The following is a 19,188-nucleotide window of genomic DNA, read 5'->3' as shown; positions in this document are numbered from 1 at the left end:
TCATGAGTCTGCGGTCCCGCATCAACACCCCCGAGGAGAACGGCAGCCGGGGCGAGGACGGCCACATCGTCTCCTCCTACCGGGCCAAGCTCCTGGAGGAGATCGACCTCGCGGAGATGAGCTCGCTGGCGGCGGCCGAGCGCCGGGCCCGCCTCGAGCGGGTGCTCGGGCACATCATCAGCCGTGAGGGTCCGGTGCTGTCGACGGTCGAACGCTCGCAGCTCATCCGGCGGGTGGTCGACGAGGCTCTGGGACTCGGCATCCTGGAGCCGCTGCTCGAAGACGCCTCCATCACCGAGATCATGGTCAACGGCCCGGACTCGATCTTCGTCGAACGCGGCGGCCGCGTCGAGCAGTTGCCGCTGCGCTTCCCGTCCCACGACCAGCTGATGCAGACCATCGAGCGAATAGTCTCCACGGTCAACCGGCGCGTGGACGAGACGAACCCGATGGTGGACGCGCGCCTCCCGTCCGGCGAGCGGGTGAACGTCATCATCCCGCCGCTCTCCCTGACCGGCGCGATCCTCACGATCCGCCGCTTCCCCCGCTCCTACACGCTGCAGGAACTGGTCGGCTTCGACTCGCTCGACGAGAACATGCTGTACCTGCTGGCGGGCCTGGTGCAGGCGCGCTTCAACATCATCGTGTCCGGCGCGACGGGCACGGGGAAGACGACCCTGCTCAACGCGCTGTCCGGCCTCATCCCGGAGGGCGACCGCATCATCACCATCGAGGACTCGGCCGAACTCCAGCTCCAGCAACGGCACGTGGTCCGGCTGGAGTCGCGTCCGCCGAACGTGGAGGGCCAGGGCCGGGTCACCATCCGCGACCTGGTCCGCAACTCGCTGCGCATGCGCCCCGACCGGATCGTGGTCGGCGAGGTCCGCGGCGGCGAGTCCCTCGACATGCTCCAGGCGATGTCGACGGGCCACGACGGCTCCCTCGCCACCGTCCACGCCAACAGCGCGGAGGACGCGCTGATGCGGCTGAAGACCCTGGCCTCGATGTCGGAGGTGGAGATCCCCTTCGAGGCGCTGCACGACCAGATCAACAGCGCGGTCGACGTGATCATCCAGCTCACCCGGTTCGCCGACGGTGCCCGCCGGATCACCGAGATCGCCCTGCTCGACAGCCACGGCAGCGAGCCGTACCGGCTGGCCACGGTGGCCCGCTTCGACGCCCAGCCCATGGCGGCGGACGGCCGGATCTACGGCCGGTTCGAGTACTTCCCGCTTCCGCGCCGTACCGTCGACCGCCTCTACATGGCGAGCCAGCCCACGCCCCAGGCCTTCGGCGTGGCCCAGTCCGCGAACCAGTTGGCCATCCGAGAAGCCAGGTAGGACCCACCCCCATGGACCTCCAGACCCTAGTCACGCTCACCATCGGCGCCACCCTGGTGACCTGCGCGCTCGCCGTCGTGGGCGTCCACTTCTACGCCAGGGGACGGGCCCAGCGGGCGGCGCTCGTCGACCGGCTGTCGGCCGCGAGCCAGGTGCCGTACACCGGCCGCCGCCGGCACTTCCGCGACCTGGACCGACGGCTGCGCCGCACCCGGCTCGGCAGGCAGCTGGAACTGAGGCTGGCGGCGACCGGGTTGGACGTGACGCCGGGCGAGTTCTTCGCCGCGATGGTCGGGCTCGTCGGAGGTCTGTGGCTGATCGGCCAGGCGACCCTGGCGCCCTTCTTCGGCCCGCTGGCCGGTCTGGCGGGCGTCTGGGCGGCCGTGCAGTTCCTCAACTGGCAGCGGCAGAAGCGCATCGAGAAGTTCATCAACCAACTCCCCGAACTGGCCCGCATCCTGGCCAACGCCACCCACGCGGGCCTCGCCCTGCGCACCGCGATCGGCATGGCGGCGGAGGAGCTGGAGGCACCGGCGGGGGAGGAACTGGCGAAGGTGGCCAACCAGTTGGCGGTGGGCGTGTCGATGGAGGACGCGCTGGACGAGATGGCGAAGCGACTGCCGTCCCGGGAGCTGGTGGTCCTGGTGACGACCCTGGTGCTGTCGAGCCGGGCCGGCGGCCAGGTGGTCAGTGCCCTGCGGAACCTGACCGAGACGCTGGAGGAGCGCAAGGAGACCCGGCGCGAGGTCCGCACCCAGCTCTCCCAGGTGAACATGACGTCGTACGCGGTCCCGGTCCTGGGCATCGGCTCACTGTTCCTGATGAACGGCGTCAAGGACGGCGCGCTGGAACGCATGACGGGCTCACCACTCGGCCAGGGGGCGGTGATCATCGCGTTCGCCCTGTACGCGGTGGGATTCATCCTGATCCGCCGCCTGTCCCGGATCGACGTCTGAGGGGGCGGCCATGATCGGTATCGGACTGGCCCTGTTGATGGCCGTGAGCGTGTGGGGCGTCTTCGCCGGCATCCGCATGTACCGGGCGGAGGCGAAACTGCCGAGCGACCTGGTGCTGGCACTGGAGGTCGGATCGACCCGCACCGGCGCGGTGGACTCCCTCATCGACCGCATGGGCATGCGCTACGCCCCCGCCGTCCTGCGGCTGATGGGCCCCAAGCAGGTCGCCAAGTACCGCCGCAAGATCGACCTGGCGGGCAACCCCGGCGGCCTGACCATCCACCGCTACGCGGCCCGCAGGGCGGTGTACGGCTTCCTGGGCGCCCTGGGTTTCCTGGTCTTCCTCCTCCGCGGCCAGATCCTGGTGGCCCTGCTCCTGCTGGCCTTCGGGGCGTTCTGGACGGAGGTCGGCATCTGGTCGGCGATCCGGGTCAGGAAGGACGTCATCGAGCGCACGCTCCCCGACTTCCTGGACGTGCTGGCGGTGGTGGTGAGCGCGGGCCTGGGCTTCCGCCAGGCGCTGGACCGCGTGGCCTCCAAGTACGAGGGCCCCTGGGCCGACGAACTGCGCATCACACTCCGCCAGATGGACCTGGGCATGAGCCGCCGCCAGGCCTTCGCGGAGCTGCGCCGCCGCAACGACTCCGAACAGGTCGCGATGTTCGTGACGGCGCTGCAGCAGGGGGAGGAGTTGGGCGCGCCCATCGTGGACACCCTGGTCTCCCTGGCCAAGGACATGCGCCGTACGGACGCCCAGAACGCCCGCCGCAAGGCCGCCCGCGCGGTCCCCAAGGCCACCATGATGATCACCACCTTCATGGTCCCGGCCACGATGCTCCTGCTGGCCGCGGGACTGCTGCTCGGCTCGGGCACCGACTTCGGCACGATCACGGGGAAGTAGGGGGCCGGGCGATGTCGATGACGGGTGTGCGCAGGACGGGGCGGGGGCGTGGCGCGGCCGCCGAAGGCCGGGTCGGGCCCTCCGACGTACCCGCAATGGACATCCAGGTCAACGCCCTGCAGGCCATGTGCCGCCAGGTCTTCGGCTTCCGGCTGGCCATGATCGCCCTCGCCGCCCCCGCCGCCCTCCTCAACGCCAACCCCGGCCTCGGCACCCGTCTCGTCGGCGCGGCGGTCGTCGTCACCTTCATGGTGTCGTACGCCCTCTTCAGGGACTGGGAACGCTTCGGCCCCCTCCTCCTGCGCCACCCCACCCTCCTCGCCGCGGACACCCTCTTCGCCAGCCTCCTCCTGATCTCCGCGGGCCCCGACACCACGCTCGCCTACGTCAGCGTCTGCACCCCGCTCCTCGCCGGTATCGCCTACAGCTGGCGAGGCGCCGCGGTCTTCGCGTCCCTGCAGTCCCTGATCCTGCTCCTGGCCCAGACAGCCCTCCCGCACCCGAACACGACTCCCGCCGAGATGCTTCTCCTCCCGGGTTTCTGCGTGATCACGGGCGCGGTCGGCTCCACCCTGCGCAACCTCCTGCTCCGCTTCGGCACGGCGACCCAGGCCCTCACCGCGATGAAGGCCCGCCTGGCGGTGGCGGAGGCGATCAGCGAGGAACGGGCCCGCCTGGCGCGGGAGATGCACGACTCGGTGGCGAAGACCCTCCACGGCGTGGCGCTGGCGGCGGAAGGCCTGGCGACGTCGGCGGCCGCCCCCGCCCCGGACCCGGCCCTGCTCGAACGACAGGCCGGACTGGTGGCCCGAGCGGCCCGCAGAGCGGCGACAGAGTCCCGCGAACTCCTGACGGATCTGCGCCGGGACCAGGCCCCCACCACGGACGTACTCGAGGAACTGGCCGCCCGCACAAGGAACTTCAGCGCACGTACGACCCTCAAGGCGACCTACCGGGCCCCCACCCACCCGCACCCCGCGCTCGCCGTCCCGCACCCCGTGGCCCGCCAACTCCTCACCATCACCGAGGAGGCGATGGAGAACGCCCACCGGCACGCCGAGGCCACACGCATCGACGTCACCGCGGACGTGGACCCCGACCACGAACTGCTCAGCATCAGCGTCCAGGACGACGGCCGCGGCCTCCCCCCGGACACCACCCTCGACGCACTCCGCCGCTCCGGCCACTTCGGCCTGGTCGGCATGGTGGAACGCGCCGAGTCGGTGGGCGCCCGTATCCACATCGGCGAGGGCGCGGACGCGAAGGGCACGGAAGTACTCCTGGAACTGCCCTTGCCACTTCCGCGGGCGGACCGATGACCACCCGCCCCACCACGAGAGGAGGCCGCGACATGCCGGACGACCCCCAGCACCCCGCCCCACCGATCGCGCTGTTCCCGACGGCCCAGCCCACCCCCGTCCGGATCGTCGTCGCCGACGACAACCCGGTGGTCCGAGCGGGCCTCACCGCCCTCCTCACGGGCCGCGAGGACATCACGGTCGTGGCGGAGGCGGCGGACGGCCGCGAGGCGTACGAGGCCGCGAGCCGGCACCACCCGGACGTGATCCTCCTGGACGTCCGGATGCCGGGCGTCGACGGGCTCTCGGCGCTGCCGTACCTCGTGCCGATCGCCCCGGTGCTGATGCTGACGTACAGCGGAGAGCCGGAGACCGTCCAGGAGGCGCTGCGCAGGGGAGCCGACGGCTACCTCGTCCACGGCGAGTTCACCGCGGACCAGCTCGTGCTGGCCGTCAGGGACACCGTGCAGGGCCGCACCCACCTCACGCCCACGGCGGCGGGCGCGCTGCTGACCCAGCTACGCGATGCGAATGCACACGTAAACCCCCATCTTCCGGTTCCTGCACCGCCGTTTCCCCTCAAAGGGCTTTCGCAACTGCAATCATCTGTGGGACAGTCGTCATCGGACCGGTCGCGTTTCCAACTCAGCGCGAGGGAGGCGGAGATCATGAACCTCATCGCATCCGGCATGAACAACCAGCAGATCGCCGCCGCCTGCTTCATCAGCGAGAAGACCGTCAAGAACCACATCAACCGCATCTTCGCCAAGCTCCACAGCACGAGCCGCTCCGAGGCCGCCGCGAAGTGGCTGGGCACGGCGCCGAGTTCGGGCCGAGGGGTGGGGTGAGCGGTGTCGATGCGAGGTTGGGCCCGGATTTGGGCCCAGGGGCCCTGCGCCGATCGGTATCCGCAGGTCTACGTTCCGGTTGTCGACAGCGACGACGCCGAAGGGGCCCGCCATGAACAACCGGTTCAACGACGACAAGGGTCAGACCGCGGTCGAGTACCTGGGCATCATCGCGGTGGTGGTGGCGATTGTGCTGGCGATCACGGGGACGGACATCGGCAACACGATCTACGACGCCATCACCGAGCAGATCGCCAACGTCACCGGCGGCTGACGCGCCTCTACTCGCACAGCGACGCAGGGCAGGCCTTCCCCATCTACATCACGGTGGTGGGGGGCCTGCTCCTGCTTGCGTTCGCCTATCTCGCCGTCGGCCAGGCCGCGGCCAACCGGAACAGCGCCCAGACCGCGGCCGATGCGGCGGCACTGGCGGCGGCCCTGGACACCCGGGACAAGCTCACCGACGAGTGGGTGGAGAACATCCTCGACCCCACCAAGTGGCACGACATCTTCGACGGCGGGGGAGTGATGTTCGGAGGTTGTGCCCGGGCGACCCAACTGGCGGCGCAGAACGACGCGAGCGTGCAGTGCGATGCCCACCCGGAGTGGGCGCTCCCGGGCTACGAAGTCGAGGCCACGACCAACCAGAGCGTCGGTGAATCCATCGTCCCCGGCACCGAGGGCGAGCATTCGACCGAGCGCGCCCGCGCCGTGATCGAGCCGCGCTGCGATTTCGAGCTGCCCGGAACGGGTGCCGACCCGGACGTGCTCCCGAAGCTCACGTGCGACGACGGAATCGACTGGCCCTTGGACCCGACGGACCTCACGAATCTCCCGAAACCCGAGGATCTCTTCGACGTCCACCTGGCGGACTGACAAGCTGACGACACCAGCGACGAAGGAAGCAGAGTGATGAGCATTCGGTTCACGGCGAAGGCCCGCAGGGGGATCGTCGCGCTGACGGTCGCGGCCGGACTGGCCGTCGGTGTGGCCGGCTGCGGTGGAGGGGGCGGAGACGACAAGAAGCCCGAGGCTTCGGCTTCCGCCTCCCGGGGAGACGGGTCCCAACCCAGTACTCAGGAGGGGCAGGCGGACGTGCCCTTGGCGGAGTTGAAAGGCCAGGACGGGCTGCTGCTCCAGATCACCTCCGCCGCGCGGGACGCCGGCGGCTTCGTCACTGTGAACGGGAACCTGAAGAACGACAGCGACAAGAGCGTGGTCGTCCCCGCGGCGGTGCGGGGTGACGAGACCGAGATCGTCCGGAACGGCCGATCGCTGGGCGGTGCAACTCTCGTCGATTCGAAGGGCAAGAAGCGGTACTACGTCCTCCGGGACACCGACGGTCGCCCGCTGACCACTACAGGCTTCTCGACCCTCAAGGCGGGCGAAAGCATCGCCGTGTTCATGCAGTTCCCGGCACCGCCCGAAGGCACAACGGAGATGGCCTTCCAACTCCCCACCTTCGCCTCCGCCCCCATCCAGATCTCCGGATGACGCCCACCATGACCGCCACCCGAACCCCACCCCGCCTGGCCCTCGCCATCACGGTCGCCTCGCTCATGGCGGCGCTGACCCTCACCCCGGCACAGGCCGACGACGGCCCCAGCGTGCCCCCGGGCACCGAACCCTCCGCCACCGCACCCGTCGAGGTGGACCCCAACGACCCGGATCTGAAGCTCCCGGAAGGCGCCACCCTCGCCGAACCGAAGGTCCTGGACATCAAGCAGGTCGTCGAGGACCAGAGCGGAGACGAACGGCGCGAGGACACCAACGCGGACGTGAAGTTCGCCCTCCAGGCGGAGGTCCTGTTCGGCAAGGACAGCGCGAAGCTGAACGGCGAGGCGAAGGCCCGTATCTCCGCGATCGCGGCGGAGATCAAGAACCAGAACGCCACCCGGATCCGCGTCTTCGGCTTCACCGACAACCTCGGCAGCTACGCCCACGGCCGCACGCTGTCGCGTCAGCGCGCCAACGCCGTACAGGACGTCCTCGACCAGGAGTTGAAGGACTCGGGCATCACCTACGAGGTCCGCGGCTACTCCGAGGACTACCCGATCGCCTCCAACTCGACGGAGTCGGGCCGCAAGAAGAACCGCCGAGTCGAGGTGTCCTTCCCCCGGGGGGAGAACTGACCGACCGGGATGGTCGGGCCCTCACCAGGTCACCGGCAGCTCTTGAAGTGCTCTCCCGGCTGAAGCCGGGAGATTCCTGCTTACCTTGCGGCAGCGGGTTTGACGCGCTTTGCGCGCCTGACGACTGCCCTCCCGGCAGCCGGGATGAGCGCGAGGCCCATCCGGTACAGATGTAAGACGTTGCGGGCTGCGTTGTGGTCGGCGTTGCCCGACCAGCCGCAGTCCGGGTTCTTGCACACGAACACGGCCTGGGACTCCCGGCTGCCGGGCGTGGTGCGGCCGCAGGAGGAGCAGCGCCTGGAGGTGCCGGGGGCGGGGACCTTGGCCAAGGTGCCTCCCAGCTGGGCGGTCTTGTACGTCAGCATGGTGACGGTGCGCCCCCAGGCCTCCCCGTTGATGGAGCGGTTCAGCCCGGATTTCTGGGCAACGTTCCTTCCCGGCTCCTCGACGGTTCCCTTGGCGGACTTGACCATGTTCGTGATGGTGAGTGCTTCGACAACGACCGTGCCGTATGTGCGGGCTATGGCGGTGGTCGTCTGGTGCTGCCAGTCCAGGGCCCGGCGCTTGGCTTTCGCGCGCAGTCCCGCGATCTGGTCGTAGGTGCGGTGCAGCCGGCGGCTGGTGGGCTCGCCAGGCTTGCGGTGCCGCTTGCGCTGCGCGGCACGCTGCTCCAGGTGCAGGAGCCTTGCCTTCTCCTGGCCGGTCAGCCATGCGCCGTGCTCGTACGTCTCACCGTCCGAGAGGGCGAGGCCGAGCTGAAGCAGTTCAACGGCGAACACGACCACGTCCACCTGCTCGTGCACTACCCGCCCAAGGTCCAGCTCTCCAAGCTGGTCAACTCCCTCAAAGGCGTCAGCTCCCGCAGGCTGCGCCAGGAGTACGACAGCCACGTCCGCCGGTACTTGTGGGGTGGACACTTCTGGTCCGGCTCCTACTTCGCAGGATCATGCGGCGGGGCACCCCTGACCGTCGTCAAGCAGTACATCGAAAACCAGCAGCGCCCCGTCTGACCGCCACCCCCGAGGCGCAGAGCACTCCGGCGCTTCGCGCCTCCGGGCCAAGGATGGCCTTCACCCCCGCCCTGAAGGGCGGAGCACTGGCCAAGATCAGAGGTAGACGACCTGGAGTTCCAGACGGGCCAGGGGCTGACCCAGGCTCTGGTGGATGCCGAAACCGAAGGCCATGTGACGACGGGCGTCGCGGCGGACGTCGAGGCGTTCGGGGTCGGGACGAACGGACACCCCGCCGCCCGGGGCATCGGGAAGTCGGGGAAGGTCTCGTCCTGCGTGTCGACAGGGGCGTTGGTCATGACACTCCTCGGTGGGGGGAAGGAAGCCGAGGACATCGAACCCGGCCAGCCTGACAACTCCCCGTCAGACGGCTACGAGCCCGATTGGCCGGATCATGCGGCGAGAGCGGAGTGATCCCGCCACGGGAGGGGGCTGAGGCGTGCGTGCGCTCCTGCTCAGGGGTGTCGGCAAGTACACCTCCAGCCGGGTGCGCAGAGCCATCGTGGTGCGCCTGACGCGTTCGTAGCCTCGTCGCATGGCTGACAACGACAAGAACACCGACATCCCTCGGTCCAGTGGACCTTCACGGCGTACGGCACTGCGTGGACTCGCCGCGACAGCGGGCGCCGCCGCACTCGCCACAGGTACAGGTGCGGGTACCGCGTACGCGACCTGCACCGCCCGTGGCGTACGGACGTTCGTCCTCGTCCACGGCACGCACAGCGCGGCCGCGTTCTGGACGGCGATCGGCAGGGAGCTCGCACTGCGCGGGCACCGGGTCGTCGCCGTTGACCAACCCCTGCACGGCACCGAGAAGTTCATTCCGAAGGCCTACCAGGCACAGGACTTACGCGCCCTCGCGACCGAGCCCTCGCCGGTCGCGGCCCTCACCCTCGACGACTTCGAGCGCCGCGTCACCGGCGCTGTCCGCCGCGCCGCCCGCCTCGGCGGGCCCGTCGTCCTCGTGGGCCACAGCATGGGCGGCCTCTCGGTGAGCCGGGTCGCCGACGCCGTACCCGAACTCCTCTCGCACATCTGCTACATGGCCGCCTTCTGCCCGAGCCGCACCATGCCGTCCCTGATGGACTGCGCGTCCTCCCCGGAGGGGCAGCACGCCCTCAACCCGCTGCACCAGGTCGGCGACCCGGAGAAACTGGGGGTGCTGCGCCTCAACTGGCGTACCTCCGACCGCCGTGAACTGGCCGCCTTCAAGGAGATGATCTGCGCGGACTACACGGACGCGCAGTTCCTGCGCGTACTGGAAGGCATGCAGACGGACGAGTCGATGACGGCGTACGGCAACCGGGCGGTCGGCCGGGCGGACACCTGGGGCCGGGTCCCGCGCACGTATCTCCGCTTCGGCAAGGACAGGACCGTGGCCACGCAACTCCAGGACCGCATGATCGCGGAAGCTGACGAACTCACCCCGCACAACCGCTTCACGGTCCACAACTTCCCGAACGCGGGCCATCTGGGGCCCCCCGACCCCACCCGCGTGACGGACGTCCTCCACGGCCTGCCGCTGTGAGAACACCGTCTACGTGACGATGAGCAGAACGATCCACATGACGGCGGCGAGAACCGGAAGCGCATAGGCGATCAACGGCATCGCGCTGGGACCGGAGATGCGGCTGGCTCTATAGGTTTCCGCATAGTCCGACAGGCGCTCGGCAGTACGTCGTTGGATGGCCCGGTTGTAGCGGTGATACCGGTGCCCCACGTATGCCCAGATGGCGGTGAGAGCGAGCCCGAAGGCGGCCAGGACACGTGCTGCCGCGTGAGTGGTGCCCGATGTGGCAGTGGTGCTGTAGGCCACCGCCAGGAGGGATTGTGCGACGAGGAACAGGTTGCCGCGCTGGAAGACCATGGTGTCGGTGTGGAGGTGGTGCGCCCACAGACGGGCGTCCGCGTCTCGCCGATGTTCGTTGTTCTCCGAGGCCGCCATGCGGCAGGCCTGCCCGCAGCTTCCGGGAGCCAGTCGACTCCGATCAGGCTCACGGAAGCACCGCCCGGCGTGAACCTGGCAGTACACCCTGTGGCGGTGGCAGAGGCCTACCGATATGGACGCGACGCGTCCACCGCCTACTCCACCGCGATCTCCACCCGCACCCCCACCCGAACCCCCCACCCCTCCATCACCCCCGCCTCCGCCTCCAGCACATGCCGGGACCGCAGCCGCGGCAGCCCCAGTCGCCCCGGCTTCATCGTGCGGACGGCGATGACGCGGAGCCGGCGGTCGAGGTAGGCGACGTCGATGGGGAACCGCATCCGGAAGGTGTGCACACTGCCCGCGGGGGAGAGGAGCAGCGCCCCGTCGACGGAGTCCCGTCCGAGCAGCCCCTTCGTCCGGGCGCGGTAGGAGGAGGCGATTTCCAGCGGTACGGCGAACCCCTCCCGCTCCCCGTGCACGATCAGCTTCCCGCGGCCGTCCTGCCAACGCCCCATCCCGGAGCCACCTCCAAGCCGTGGAGTTCCCACGCCGTCCGTGTCGGTCCCAGTACCGTGGGAGTCGATCCTCTCTCTTCTGCCCAGGTCAGGTGTCCGATGCGAAAAATCGTCCTGATGATGTCCGTGTCCCTCGACGGCTACATCGAGGGCCCCGACCGGGACATCAGCTGGCACCGTGTCGACGACGAACTGCACACGCACATGAACGCCACGGTCGGCAGCATGGGCGGACTGCTCCACGGCCGGGTCGTCTACGAGCTCATGGCCGACTACTGGCCCACCGCCGACGCCGACCCCGACGCCCCCGCGTCCGTCAGGGAGTTCGCCCCGATCTGGCGGGACCTCCCCAAGGTCGTCTACTCCCGGACCCTCACGAAGGTCGACTGGAACTCCACCCTCGTCCGTGAGGTCGTACCGGAAGAGGTCCGGGCACTGAAGGAGCAGCCGGGCGGTGATCTCGCGCTGGGCGGGGCCGACGTGGGGGAGACCTTTCTGCGGTACGGCCTCGTCGACGAGTTGCGGATCTACGTCCACCCCGTTCTCGTCGGCCGGGGCAAGCCCCTGTTCCCGCACACCGACACGCTGACCTCCCTCCGGCTCGTCGAGTCGCACACCTTCGGCAACGGCGTCGTGCTGCTGCGGTACGAGCCGACACCGTAAAGAAGTTGTCCGGTCCCTCCGCCCTGGGTAGGAAGGGCGGCATGACCGAACTCGGCGCTGTGTTCCGTCCCCAACTCCCTCCCGAGCGGCTGCGGGCCCTCGCCCAACTCGCGGACGCGACGGGGCTCGAAGAGCTCTGGCTGTGGGAGGACTGCTTCCGGGAGGGCGGGATCTCCACCGCCGCTGCCGCCCTCGCGTGGACCGAGCGGGTGCGGATCGGCGTCGGCCTGCTCCCCGTGCCCCTGCGGAACGTCGCCATCACGGCGATGGAGGCGGCCGCCCTGCACCGGATGTTCCCGGGGCGGGCGGTCCTCGGTGTCGGCCATGGCGTGCAGGACTGGATGGGGCAGGTGGGAGCGCGGGCGGAGTCGCCCCTCACCCTGCTGCGTGAGTACCTCGTCGCGCTGCGAGCCCTGTTGGGAGGCGAGCGCGTCAGCAGCCGGGGGCGGTACGTCTCGCTGGACGACGTCGCTCTCGACTGGCCGCCCGAGGGTCCCGTCGAGGTACTCACCGGGGCAACCGGCCCGCGCACCCTGCGCCTCGCGGGCGAGGCCGCCGACGGCACGGTGCTCACCGCCGCCACCCCGCCCGAGGGTGTCCGCCGGGCCCGTCTGCTCATCGACGAGGGACGGCACAAGGCGGGGCGGACGGATCGGCACCGGATCGTCGTCTACCTCCTCACCGCCACCGGGCCCGACGCGGCCGCCCGGCTGCGCGCCGAACTCACCGACGAGGGCGTCGCGGACGTCCCCGACCTCGGCGTCGCCGGGGACGCGGGGGCGGTCGCCAAGGCCGTCCAGCGACTTGCCGAGGCCGGCGCCGACACGGTCGTCCTCCAGCCGACGGCCGACGAACCCGACCCGGAGGGTTTCGTACGGTTCGCCGCGGAGGACGTCCGGCCCCTGGTGCCCTGATCCGCTGGGCGAAAAAATGGGCGGCGCCCGCCCCTGTCATCCTGCGACGATCACTCCCATGACCTCCCACCGCACCCGCCCGTTCGAGGACCTCGTCGCCGAGGGCGCCGCCGTGCCCACCGAGGGCTGGGACTTCTCGTGGTTCGAGGGGCGGGCCACCGAGGCGCGGCCCTCGTGGGGGTTCGCCCGCGCCCTCGGCGACCGCCTGGCCGGTGCCACCGCCTCGCTCGACATCCAGACCGGCGGCGGCGAGGTCATGGACTTCGCCCTCGGGCAGGGGGTCAAGACGCCCCTGCTCGCCGCGGCCACCGAGGGCTGGCCGCCGAACGTCACCAAGGCCACCGTCCTGCTGCGTCCGCGCGGCATCGTGGTCGTCGCCGCACCGGAGGACGCGCCGCTGCCCTTCGCCGACGACACCTTCGACCTGGTCAGCAGCCGGCACCCGGTCAACCCCCAGTGGGCGGAGATCGCGCGCGTGCTGCAGCCCGGCGGCACGTACTTCGGCCAGCACGTCGGCCCGCGCAGCGTCTTCGAACTCGTCGAGCACTTCCTCGGCCCGCAGCCGGAGGCGCAGAGCTCGGACCGCCACCCGGACCGCGAGCGCGCCGCCGCCGAGGCCGCCGGACTGGAGATCGTCGACCTGCGCGCCGAGCGGCTGCGGATCGAGTTCCACGACATCGCCGCCGTCGTCCACTTCCTGCGCAAGGTGGTGTGGATGGTCCCCGGCTTCAATGTGGCCGAGTACGAGCCCCGTCTTCGGTCCCTGCACGAGCGGATCGAGTCCGAGGGCTCCTTCGTGGCGCACAGCAGCCGCCATCTCCTGGAGGCCCGTAAGCCACGCGCCTGACGTTCACGGCTGCGGATGGCCCCCCAGATAGCTGCAAATCGGACAACCGGTGCATCACGTGTCGATCTGCCCCGCATATCCATGGTCTTCACGGGGTTTCCACATCGTTATTCCAGGCGGCTCGCATCCTGACTGCTGTTGACGTAAATTCAAAGCGAGGCAATTCGCGCCAGCAAAGCTGCGCGGTGGCACCGCGCAGAGGAGGGGGCTGCGCGGTGCCGCGCCCACTTCCCGGCGTCAAAGAAACGTTCCGACCCGGAGTCACCCGCTTGGGCGATGCCTCGCATCTCCATGATTCCGCCGTGATTCGGCCACGAAACCCCCATGAGCAGGCCTTCGACCGGCCACCGCGCCGTCGCCGCCCGACTCCGGAGAGTAGTTGTGGAGCGCCGATGCACACACCATCCCTCACGAAGGGTTATGGTGGAAACCCCCCCTCGGGCCGGTCCGTCTCCCCCCCACGGACCGGCCCGTTTTTTCTCGCGCGGACCAGGGCGCTTCTTCCCGCCGGCGCAGGGGCCACCCACCCGAAGGGCATACGCGGCTCCGCCGCGCCGACGCCACCGGCCCCCACAACACGCAGGAGCGCACGGACAGATGGCCCCCCCCGCACACCGGGCTTCCCGCATCCCCCGGTACGCTCTAGCCGCGGGGACCGCCATCCGTCAAAGGGGCTGACAATCACGTGAACCTGCGCGACAAGCTGCGCGGCCTGCTCGTCAGGCTCTACGCACGCCGGGTGGAAGGCCACCTGGACCACGCCCAGGTGCCCAAGCACATCGGTGTCATCGTGGACGGCAGTCGGCGCTGGGCGAAGGCAGCCGGTTCCACCCCCGTCGACGGCCACCGGGCCGGCGCGGAGAAGATCGAGGAGTTCCTCGGCTGGTGCTCCGAGACGGACGTCGAGGTCGTCACCCTCTGGCTGCTGTCGACGGACAACTTCAACCGTCCGCCGGAGGAGCTCGGCCCCCTCCTCGGCATCATCGAGGACGTCGTGCGCACCCTCGCCGCCGACGGCCGCTGGCGGGTCCACCACGTCGGCACCCCCGACCTGCTGCCCTCCCCGATGCAGACGGCGCTGAAGGAGGCGGAGGAGTCCACCGCCCACGTCGACGGCATACTCGTCAACGTCGCCATCGGCTATGGCGGCCGCCAGGAGATCGCCGACGCCGTACGGTCGATGCTGCTGGACGCGCAGGACAAGGGCACCTCGATGGAGGAGCTCGCCGAGGCCGTCGACATCGACATGATCGGCCGCCATCTCTACACCGGCGACCAGCCCGACCCCGACCTCGTGATCCGTACCAGCGGTGAGCAGCGGCTGTCCGGATTCATGCTGTGGCAGACCGCTCACTCGGAGTACTACTTCTGCGAGGTCTTCTGGCCGGCCTTCCGCAAGGTCGACTTCCTGCGCGCGCTGCGCGACTACGCGGCACGCCACCGCCGCTACGGCGGCTGACCAACCTCTCCGGGTACCCCGTTCGGGGCGGAAGTGTCGCGTTTTCAGGGGGATACCCCCAGATCCCCAGGAGTTCACCAGGGCGTCGTCACATGAGCTGGCATGGCATCGCTTGTTCGAGGGCATAAGCCTGTCAGGTCGATGCCCGAACCACGGGTGTCGGATCTCAGCGGACGGCACGGGGCCGTCCGCCCGGGAGGCCCCTTGCACCAGCTCGACCGTGCGGTCACAGCACGGAAGAAGCAGTGGAGGGCCGGTTCCCGGTCCGTGCAAACGGGCCGACGACCGGTCCAGCTCCACTCCGTCGCTCCCCGACCTCATCCGAGGGGGTACGTCCTTCCGTGGTGACCAGCACAAAGCGCCGCATGCCTGACCGGCGCACCTACGTTCTCGACACCAGCGTCCTGCTGGCCGACCCGAACGCCCTGAACCGCTTCGACGAGCACGAAGTAGTGCTCCCGATCGTCGTGGTCACGGAGCTGGAGGCGAAGAGGCACCATCCCGAACTCGGCTACTTCGCCCGGCAGGCCCTTCGCCTGCTCGACGAGTTCCGGGTCCGGTTCGGTCGACTCGACGCCCCCATCCCGATCGGGGAACTCGGCGGGACCGTCCGTGTCGAGCTCAACCACTCGGACCCCAGCGTGCTGCCGTCCGGATACCGCCTTGGTGACAACGACTCCCGCATCCTCGCGGTCGCCCGCAACCTGCAGGCCGAGGGATTCGACGTCACCGTCGTGTCGAAGGACCTCCCGCTCAGGATCAAGGCGTCCTCGGTCGGACTCCTCGCCGAGGAGTACCGCGCCGAGCTCGCCATCACGGAGAACTCCGGCTGGACCGGAATGTCCGAGCTGACCCTGCCGGGCGAACAGGTGGACATCCTCTTCGAGGAGGGGCATGTCTACGTTCCCGAGGCCGCCGACATCCCCGTGCACACGGGGCTGACGATCCATTCGGAGCGTGGCAAGGCCCTCGGCCGGGTCTCGCCCGAGGGCAACGTCCGTCTGGTGCGCGGCGACCGGGAGGCGTTCGGCATCAAGGGGAGGAGCGCGGAGCAGCGCATCGCGCTGGACATCCTCCTCGACCCGGACATCGGGATCGTGTCCATGGGCGGCCGGGCCGGCACCGGCAAGTCGGCGCTCGCGCTGTGCGCGGGTCTCGAGGCGGTCCTGGAGCGCCGCCAGCACAAGAAGGTCATGGTGTTCCGTCCGCTCTACGCGGTCGGCGGGCAGGAACTGGGCTATCTGCCGGGCTCCGAGTCCGAGAAGATGAGCCCCTGGGCGCAGGCGGTCTTCGACACGCTGTCCGCGGTCACCAGCCGCGAGGTCATCGAGGAGGTCACCGCGCGCGGCATGCTCGAGGTTCTGCCGCTCACCCACATCCGCGGCCGCTCGCTCCACGACGCGTTCGTGATCGTGGACGAGGCGCAGTCCCTGGAACGGAATGTACTTCTCACCGTTCTGTCCCGAATCGGCGCGAATTCACGGGTCGTTCTGACCCATGACGTGGCCCAGCGGGACAATCTGAGGGTCGGTCGCTACGACGGTGTGGTCGCCGTGGTGGAGAAGCTGAAGGGGCACCCCCTCTTCGCCCACGTCACGCTGACGAGGTCCGAGAGGTCCCAGATCGCGGCCCTTGTGACCGAAATGCTCGAAGACGGTCAGATCTAAGGCAATCTGCCAGATCTGAGGAAAACTGGGGTATTCAGGGCCAGTTGGCGCCGTCCGGAAAGGCCAAGAGCCTAGCCGGGCGGCGCCTTCGCGTGGAGCTGTTTCTCGAAATCCCAGGGCCCAAACGGGATGTGAGCTTTCACACGCAACTCAGAATTGCCACCCGGCGTCCGGTTACGGCAGAGTCTCATTCCTGTCAGGCCCCGCATACGACACACCTGTACCCCCAGCGGTACGGCACCACAGCAACACCACCCCAACTCCACAGCGTCGTCGTATGCCGCCCGCGCACCATGCGGCGCTCCCGCGAGGGAGTTGCCCACCGGGCCCGTGCCTCCCGTGACCCCGTTAGTTGGGAGGCCAGTGTCTAGGGGCACGATTGCGTCCGCCAGGGTCACCGAAGCGGGCGATGCTGGAAGGAAACCGTGTGAGCCCGATTTCGGTCCGGGGATTCGCAGTGGCCTCCGCCACCGCGGTCACCGCTGTAGGAAGCGTTGTCGGAGTTGCCTCCGGCAGTGTCGCGCAGCCGAACGACGCCGAGACGACGGCAGCCGACACGACGCTCCTGGCGGACATCCCCGCGGGTGAGCAGGCTCAGGTGCAGACCGCGTCCCTCACGCAGCAGGCCGACACCCAGGCCATCGCCGCGGACGCGAGCGCCAAGAAGATCGCGGAGGAGTCGGCGCGCAAGGCCGCCGCCAAGTCCGCGATCGAGAAGAAGGAGGCCGCCGAGCAGGCGGCCAAGGAAGCCAAGGAGCGCGCCGAGGCCAAGGAAAAGGCCAGCAGGAGCTCCTCCAGCTTCCCGGTCCAGAGCTCGTACACCATCGCGCAGATCCAGTCGATGGCTGCCTCGATGGTGCCGAGCGGGCAGTTCCAGTGCTTCAGCAACATCGTGGACCACGAGTCCAGCTGGAACTATCAGGCCGTCAACGCCTCCTCCGGTGCCTACGGTCTCTTCCAGGCCCTGCCGGGCTCCAAGATGTCGTCGGTCGGCGCCGACTGGCAGACCAACCCGGCCACCCAGATCAAGTGGGGCCTCAACTACATGGACAGCCGGTACGGCAGCCCCTGTGAGGCCTGGTCGTTCTGGCAGGCCAACCACTGGTACTGAGCGCGCCCGGCTCTCAACCTCGCGAAGCCCCTCCCCGTCCTAGGGGGAGGGGCTTCTGCCATGTACGGTCGGACCGGACGACTCCAGGGGGGAGTGGTGAGGAGAGACGGGGGAAGAGGACGGATCATGTCGCGAGTGCCAGGGTGGCTCGGTCGGATCGGAACCCGACTGACCGATATGGGTGAGCGCTTGGACGAGCGCCGCGCGGAGGTGGCCCGCGAGGAGGCCGAGGCCGACTCGGCCGAGCAGCCCGAGCGCCGGCCGAGGAAGCCGTCGAGCGCCGCCTCCCGCGCGCCCGTCGTGCTGGTCCCCCGCCCCGATCCGGCGCAGGCCGTGCCGTGGGGCGTACGGGTCGCCGCCGAGGCCGGCTGGCGGCTCCTGGTGCTCGCGGGCACCGTCTGGGTGCTGATGCGGGTCATCAGCTCCGTACAGCTCGTCGTCTTCGCCTTCGTCGTCGCCCTGCTCATCACCGCGCTGCTCCAGCCGACGGTGGCCCGCCTCATGCGGCACGGCGTCCCGCGCGGGCCCGCCACCGCCCTCACCGCGATCCTGGGCTTCGTCGTGATCGGCCTGATGGGCTGGTTCGTGACCTGGCAGGTCATGGAGAACATCGACGACCTCTCCGACCAGATCCAGAGCGGCATCGACGACCTGCGCAACTGGCTCCTGAAGAGCCCCTTCCACGTCACCGACAAGCAGATCAACCAGATCGCCAAGAACCTGCGGGAAGCGGTCGGCGCCAACACCGACCAGATCACCTCGGCGGGCCTGGAGGGCGTCCAGGTCGTCGTGGAGGCGCTCACCGGCATACTGCTGACCTTCTTCTCCACGCTCTTCCTGCTCTACGACGGCCGGCGCATCTGGGCGTGGACGCTGAAGCTGGTCCCCGCGGCCGCCCGGCCCGCCGTGGCCGGCGCGGGACCGCGCGCCTGGCGCACCCTGACCGCCTACGTCCGCGGCACGGTCCTCGTGGCCCTCATCGACGCCGTCTTCATCGGCATCGGCATCTACTTCCTCGACGTCCCCATGGCCGTCCCGCTGGCCGTCTTCATCTTCCTGTTCTCGTTCATCCCGCTCGTGGGCGCGGTCGCCTCCGGAGCGCTGGCGGTACTCGTCGCGCTGGTCACGCAGGGAGTGTTCACGGCGGTGATGACCCTCGCGGTGGTCCTCGCCGTCCAGCAGATCGAGGGCCACATCCTCCAGCCGTTCATCCTCGGCCGCGCGGTGCGCGTCCACCCGCTCGCGGTCGTCCTCACGGTCGCGACGGGTGGCATGGTGGCCGGCATCGGCGGCGCGGTGGTGGCCGTACCGCTGGTGGCGGTGACGAACACGGTGGTGAGCTACCTCAAGGCGTACGCCGAGGAACAGGCGGAGCCGTCCGAGACCGAGGACGAGGCAGTAGCGGATGAACAGGGTCCGGCGGAACCTCTCCCGGACCTTGAAAAACCTGTCTCGGATTCGGTCAAATGAGCGCCGAACACAATGATTTGAGCAGCCCGCGAACTCAACTTCCGTCAACTAGCGGCAGGTAGGAAACCAGCCCCCGGAATATGCGTCCGGACTGATACACATTCCCTCCTCAGCGCTACGCATCAGG

General features: G+C 69.4%; 20 protein-coding genes and 2 pseudogenes. 18 read left to right on the top strand and 4 right to left on the bottom strand.

The window, feature by feature from the left end:
* Window positions 1-2 precede the first annotated feature (2 nt).
* From M2157_RS18180 to M2157_RS18140, 9 genes are all read left to right on the top strand, one after another.
* The gene (locus tag M2157_RS18180) at window positions 3-1,340 is read left to right on the top strand and encodes a CpaF family protein (protein WP_280862827.1); all 1,338 of its coding nucleotides are present in this window, start codon (window positions 3-5) and stop codon (window positions 1,338-1,340) included.
* 11 nt (window positions 1,341-1,351) lie between these two features.
* Window positions 1,352-2,296 carry a type II secretion system F family protein gene (locus M2157_RS18175; protein ID WP_266521770.1) on the top strand — a complete coding sequence of 315 codons (945 nt, stop codon included), beginning with the start codon at window positions 1,352-1,354 and terminating at the stop codon, window positions 2,294-2,296.
* A 10-nt stretch (window positions 2,297-2,306) separates the two neighbouring features.
* The gene (locus tag M2157_RS18170; protein WP_266521772.1) at window positions 2,307-3,197 is read left to right on the top strand and encodes a DUF5936 domain-containing protein; all 891 of its coding nucleotides are present in this window, start codon (window positions 2,307-2,309) and stop codon (window positions 3,195-3,197) included.
* A 95-nt stretch (window positions 3,198-3,292) separates the two neighbouring features.
* The gene (locus M2157_RS18165) at window positions 3,293-4,516 is read left to right on the top strand and encodes a histidine kinase (RefSeq protein WP_280868227.1); all 1,224 of its coding nucleotides are present in this window, start codon (window positions 3,293-3,295) and stop codon (window positions 4,514-4,516) included.
* A 32-nt stretch (window positions 4,517-4,548) separates the two neighbouring features.
* On the top strand, window positions 4,549-5,343 hold the full coding sequence (locus tag M2157_RS18160) for a response regulator transcription factor (protein WP_280862826.1): 795 nt from the start codon (window positions 4,549-4,551) through the stop codon (window positions 5,341-5,343).
* A gap of 112 nt (window positions 5,344-5,455) precedes the next feature.
* Window positions 5,456-5,617 carry a hypothetical protein gene (locus M2157_RS18155; protein WP_280868226.1) on the top strand — a complete coding sequence of 54 codons (162 nt, stop codon included), beginning with the start codon at window positions 5,456-5,458 and terminating at the stop codon, window positions 5,615-5,617.
* A complete protein-coding gene (locus M2157_RS18150) occupies window positions 5,614-6,219 on the top strand; it encodes a pilus assembly protein TadG-related protein (protein WP_280868225.1) in 606 nt (201 codons plus the stop codon). The genes M2157_RS18155 and M2157_RS18150 overlap by 4 nt, the downstream gene beginning before the upstream one ends.
* Before the next feature lie 36 nt (window positions 6,220-6,255).
* On the top strand, window positions 6,256-6,837 hold the full coding sequence (locus M2157_RS18145; protein ID WP_280865727.1) for a hypothetical protein: 582 nt from the start codon (window positions 6,256-6,258) through the stop codon (window positions 6,835-6,837).
* An 8-nt stretch (window positions 6,838-6,845) separates the two neighbouring features.
* The gene (locus M2157_RS18140; RefSeq protein ID WP_280862824.1) at window positions 6,846-7,475 is read left to right on the top strand and encodes an OmpA family protein; all 630 of its coding nucleotides are present in this window, start codon (window positions 6,846-6,848) and stop codon (window positions 7,473-7,475) included.
* An 80-nt stretch (window positions 7,476-7,555) separates the two neighbouring features.
* Here the strand turns inward: M2157_RS18140 and M2157_RS18135 are convergent.
* Window positions 7,556-8,236, bottom strand: a pseudogene (locus M2157_RS18135) (transposase); the annotation flags it as partial.
* Here M2157_RS18135 and tnpA point away from each other — a divergent pair.
* Window positions 8,225-8,485, top strand: a pseudogene (gene tnpA / locus M2157_RS18130) (IS200/IS605 family transposase); the annotation flags it as partial. The pseudogenes M2157_RS18135 and tnpA overlap by 12 nt on opposite strands.
* A gap of 96 nt (window positions 8,486-8,581) precedes the next feature.
* On the opposite strand, the gene M2157_RS18125 reads toward tnpA, so the two are convergent.
* Window positions 8,582-8,716 carry a hypothetical protein gene (locus M2157_RS18125; RefSeq protein ID WP_280863877.1) on the bottom strand — a complete coding sequence of 45 codons (135 nt, stop codon included), beginning with the start codon at window positions 8,714-8,716 and terminating at the stop codon, window positions 8,582-8,584.
* A gap of 304 nt (window positions 8,717-9,020) precedes the next feature.
* Here M2157_RS18125 and M2157_RS18120 point away from each other — a divergent pair, with 304 nt between their 5' ends.
* Window positions 9,021-10,013: an alpha/beta hydrolase gene (locus M2157_RS18120; RefSeq protein ID WP_280862823.1), complete on the top strand. Its 993-nt coding sequence runs from the start codon at window positions 9,021-9,023 to the stop codon at window positions 10,011-10,013.
* 9 nt (window positions 10,014-10,022) lie between these two features.
* Here M2157_RS18120 and M2157_RS18115 read toward each other — a convergent pair whose 3' ends face one another.
* The gene (locus tag M2157_RS18115; protein ID WP_280862822.1) at window positions 10,023-10,430 is read right to left on the bottom strand and encodes a hypothetical protein; all 408 of its coding nucleotides are present in this window, start codon (window positions 10,428-10,430) and stop codon (window positions 10,023-10,025) included.
* A gap of 137 nt (window positions 10,431-10,567) precedes the next feature.
* Entirely contained in the window at window positions 10,568-10,930 is a 363-nt protein-coding gene (locus tag M2157_RS18110) for a DUF192 domain-containing protein (protein ID WP_280862821.1), read from the bottom strand.
* A 99-nt stretch (window positions 10,931-11,029) separates the two neighbouring features.
* On the opposite strand from M2157_RS18110, the gene M2157_RS18105 reads away from it, so the two are divergent.
* The 7 genes from M2157_RS18105 to M2157_RS18075 all read left to right on the top strand — a co-directional run bounded on the left by M2157_RS18105 (window position 11,030) and on the right by M2157_RS18075 (window position 19,061).
* Window positions 11,030-11,593, top strand: a complete 564-nt coding sequence (locus M2157_RS18105) for a dihydrofolate reductase family protein (protein ID WP_280862820.1) — start codon at window positions 11,030-11,032, stop codon at window positions 11,591-11,593.
* A 41-nt stretch (window positions 11,594-11,634) separates the two neighbouring features.
* The gene (locus M2157_RS18100; RefSeq protein WP_280865726.1) at window positions 11,635-12,507 is read left to right on the top strand and encodes an LLM class flavin-dependent oxidoreductase; all 873 of its coding nucleotides are present in this window, start codon (window positions 11,635-11,637) and stop codon (window positions 12,505-12,507) included.
* Window positions 12,508-12,565: 58 nt separating this feature from the next.
* A complete protein-coding gene (locus M2157_RS18095; RefSeq protein WP_280862818.1) occupies window positions 12,566-13,354 on the top strand; it encodes a methyltransferase domain-containing protein in 789 nt (262 codons plus the stop codon).
* Window positions 13,355-14,039: 685 nt separating this feature from the next.
* Window positions 14,040-14,813 (top strand): isoprenyl transferase, encoded by a 774-nt coding sequence (locus tag M2157_RS18090; protein ID WP_069763355.1) that lies wholly within the window; start codon window positions 14,040-14,042, stop codon window positions 14,811-14,813.
* Window positions 14,814-15,154: 341 nt separating this feature from the next.
* Entirely contained in the window at window positions 15,155-16,480 is a 1,326-nt protein-coding gene (locus tag M2157_RS18085) for a PhoH family protein (RefSeq protein WP_280862817.1), read from the top strand.
* Between the two features lie 427 nt (window positions 16,481-16,907).
* The gene (locus tag M2157_RS18080) at window positions 16,908-17,591 is read left to right on the top strand and encodes a transglycosylase SLT domain-containing protein (RefSeq protein WP_280862816.1); all 684 of its coding nucleotides are present in this window, start codon (window positions 16,908-16,910) and stop codon (window positions 17,589-17,591) included.
* A 126-nt stretch (window positions 17,592-17,717) separates the two neighbouring features.
* Window positions 17,718-19,061: an AI-2E family transporter gene (locus tag M2157_RS18075; RefSeq protein ID WP_280862815.1), complete on the top strand. Its 1,344-nt coding sequence runs from the start codon at window positions 17,718-17,720 to the stop codon at window positions 19,059-19,061.
* Window positions 19,062-19,188 lie beyond the last annotated feature (127 nt).

Origin of the sequence: Streptomyces sp. SAI-127 (genome assembly GCF_029894425.1) — a bacterium.
In the GTDB taxonomy this organism is placed as follows: domain Bacteria; phylum Actinomycetota; class Actinomycetes; order Streptomycetales; family Streptomycetaceae; genus Streptomyces.
Note: the sequence above shows the minus strand (reverse complement) of the source record. Positions and strands in the feature narration are given on the sequence as shown.

Coding starts and splice junctions, on each gene's coding strand:
- M2157_RS18180 (WP_280862827.1), top strand. CDS start 3: ATGAGTCTGCGGTCCCGCATCAACACCCCCGAGGAGAACGGCAGCCGG.
- M2157_RS18175 (WP_266521770.1), top strand. CDS start 1,352: ATGGACCTCCAGACCCTAGTCACGCTCACCATCGGCGCCACCCTGGTG.
- M2157_RS18170 (WP_266521772.1), top strand. CDS start 2,307: ATGATCGGTATCGGACTGGCCCTGTTGATGGCCGTGAGCGTGTGGGGC.
- M2157_RS18165 (WP_280868227.1), top strand. CDS start 3,293: ATGGACATCCAGGTCAACGCCCTGCAGGCCATGTGCCGCCAGGTCTTC.
- M2157_RS18160 (WP_280862826.1), top strand. CDS start 4,549: ATGCCGGACGACCCCCAGCACCCCGCCCCACCGATCGCGCTGTTCCCG.
- M2157_RS18155 (WP_280868226.1), top strand. CDS start 5,456: ATGAACAACCGGTTCAACGACGACAAGGGTCAGACCGCGGTCGAGTAC.
- M2157_RS18145 (WP_280865727.1), top strand. CDS start 6,256: ATGAGCATTCGGTTCACGGCGAAGGCCCGCAGGGGGATCGTCGCGCTG.
- M2157_RS18140 (WP_280862824.1), top strand. CDS start 6,846: ATGACCGCCACCCGAACCCCACCCCGCCTGGCCCTCGCCATCACGGTC.
- M2157_RS18120 (WP_280862823.1), top strand. CDS start 9,021: ATGGCTGACAACGACAAGAACACCGACATCCCTCGGTCCAGTGGACCT.
- M2157_RS18115 (WP_280862822.1), bottom strand. CDS start 10,430: ATGGCGGCCTCGGAGAACAACGAACATCGGCGAGACGCGGACGCCCGT.
- M2157_RS18110 (WP_280862821.1), bottom strand. CDS start 10,930: ATGGGGCGTTGGCAGGACGGCCGCGGGAAGCTGATCGTGCACGGGGAG.
- M2157_RS18105 (WP_280862820.1), top strand. CDS start 11,030: ATGCGAAAAATCGTCCTGATGATGTCCGTGTCCCTCGACGGCTACATC.
- M2157_RS18100 (WP_280865726.1), top strand. CDS start 11,635: ATGACCGAACTCGGCGCTGTGTTCCGTCCCCAACTCCCTCCCGAGCGG.
- M2157_RS18095 (WP_280862818.1), top strand. CDS start 12,566: ATGACCTCCCACCGCACCCGCCCGTTCGAGGACCTCGTCGCCGAGGGC.
- M2157_RS18075 (WP_280862815.1), top strand. CDS start 17,718: ATGTCGCGAGTGCCAGGGTGGCTCGGTCGGATCGGAACCCGACTGACC.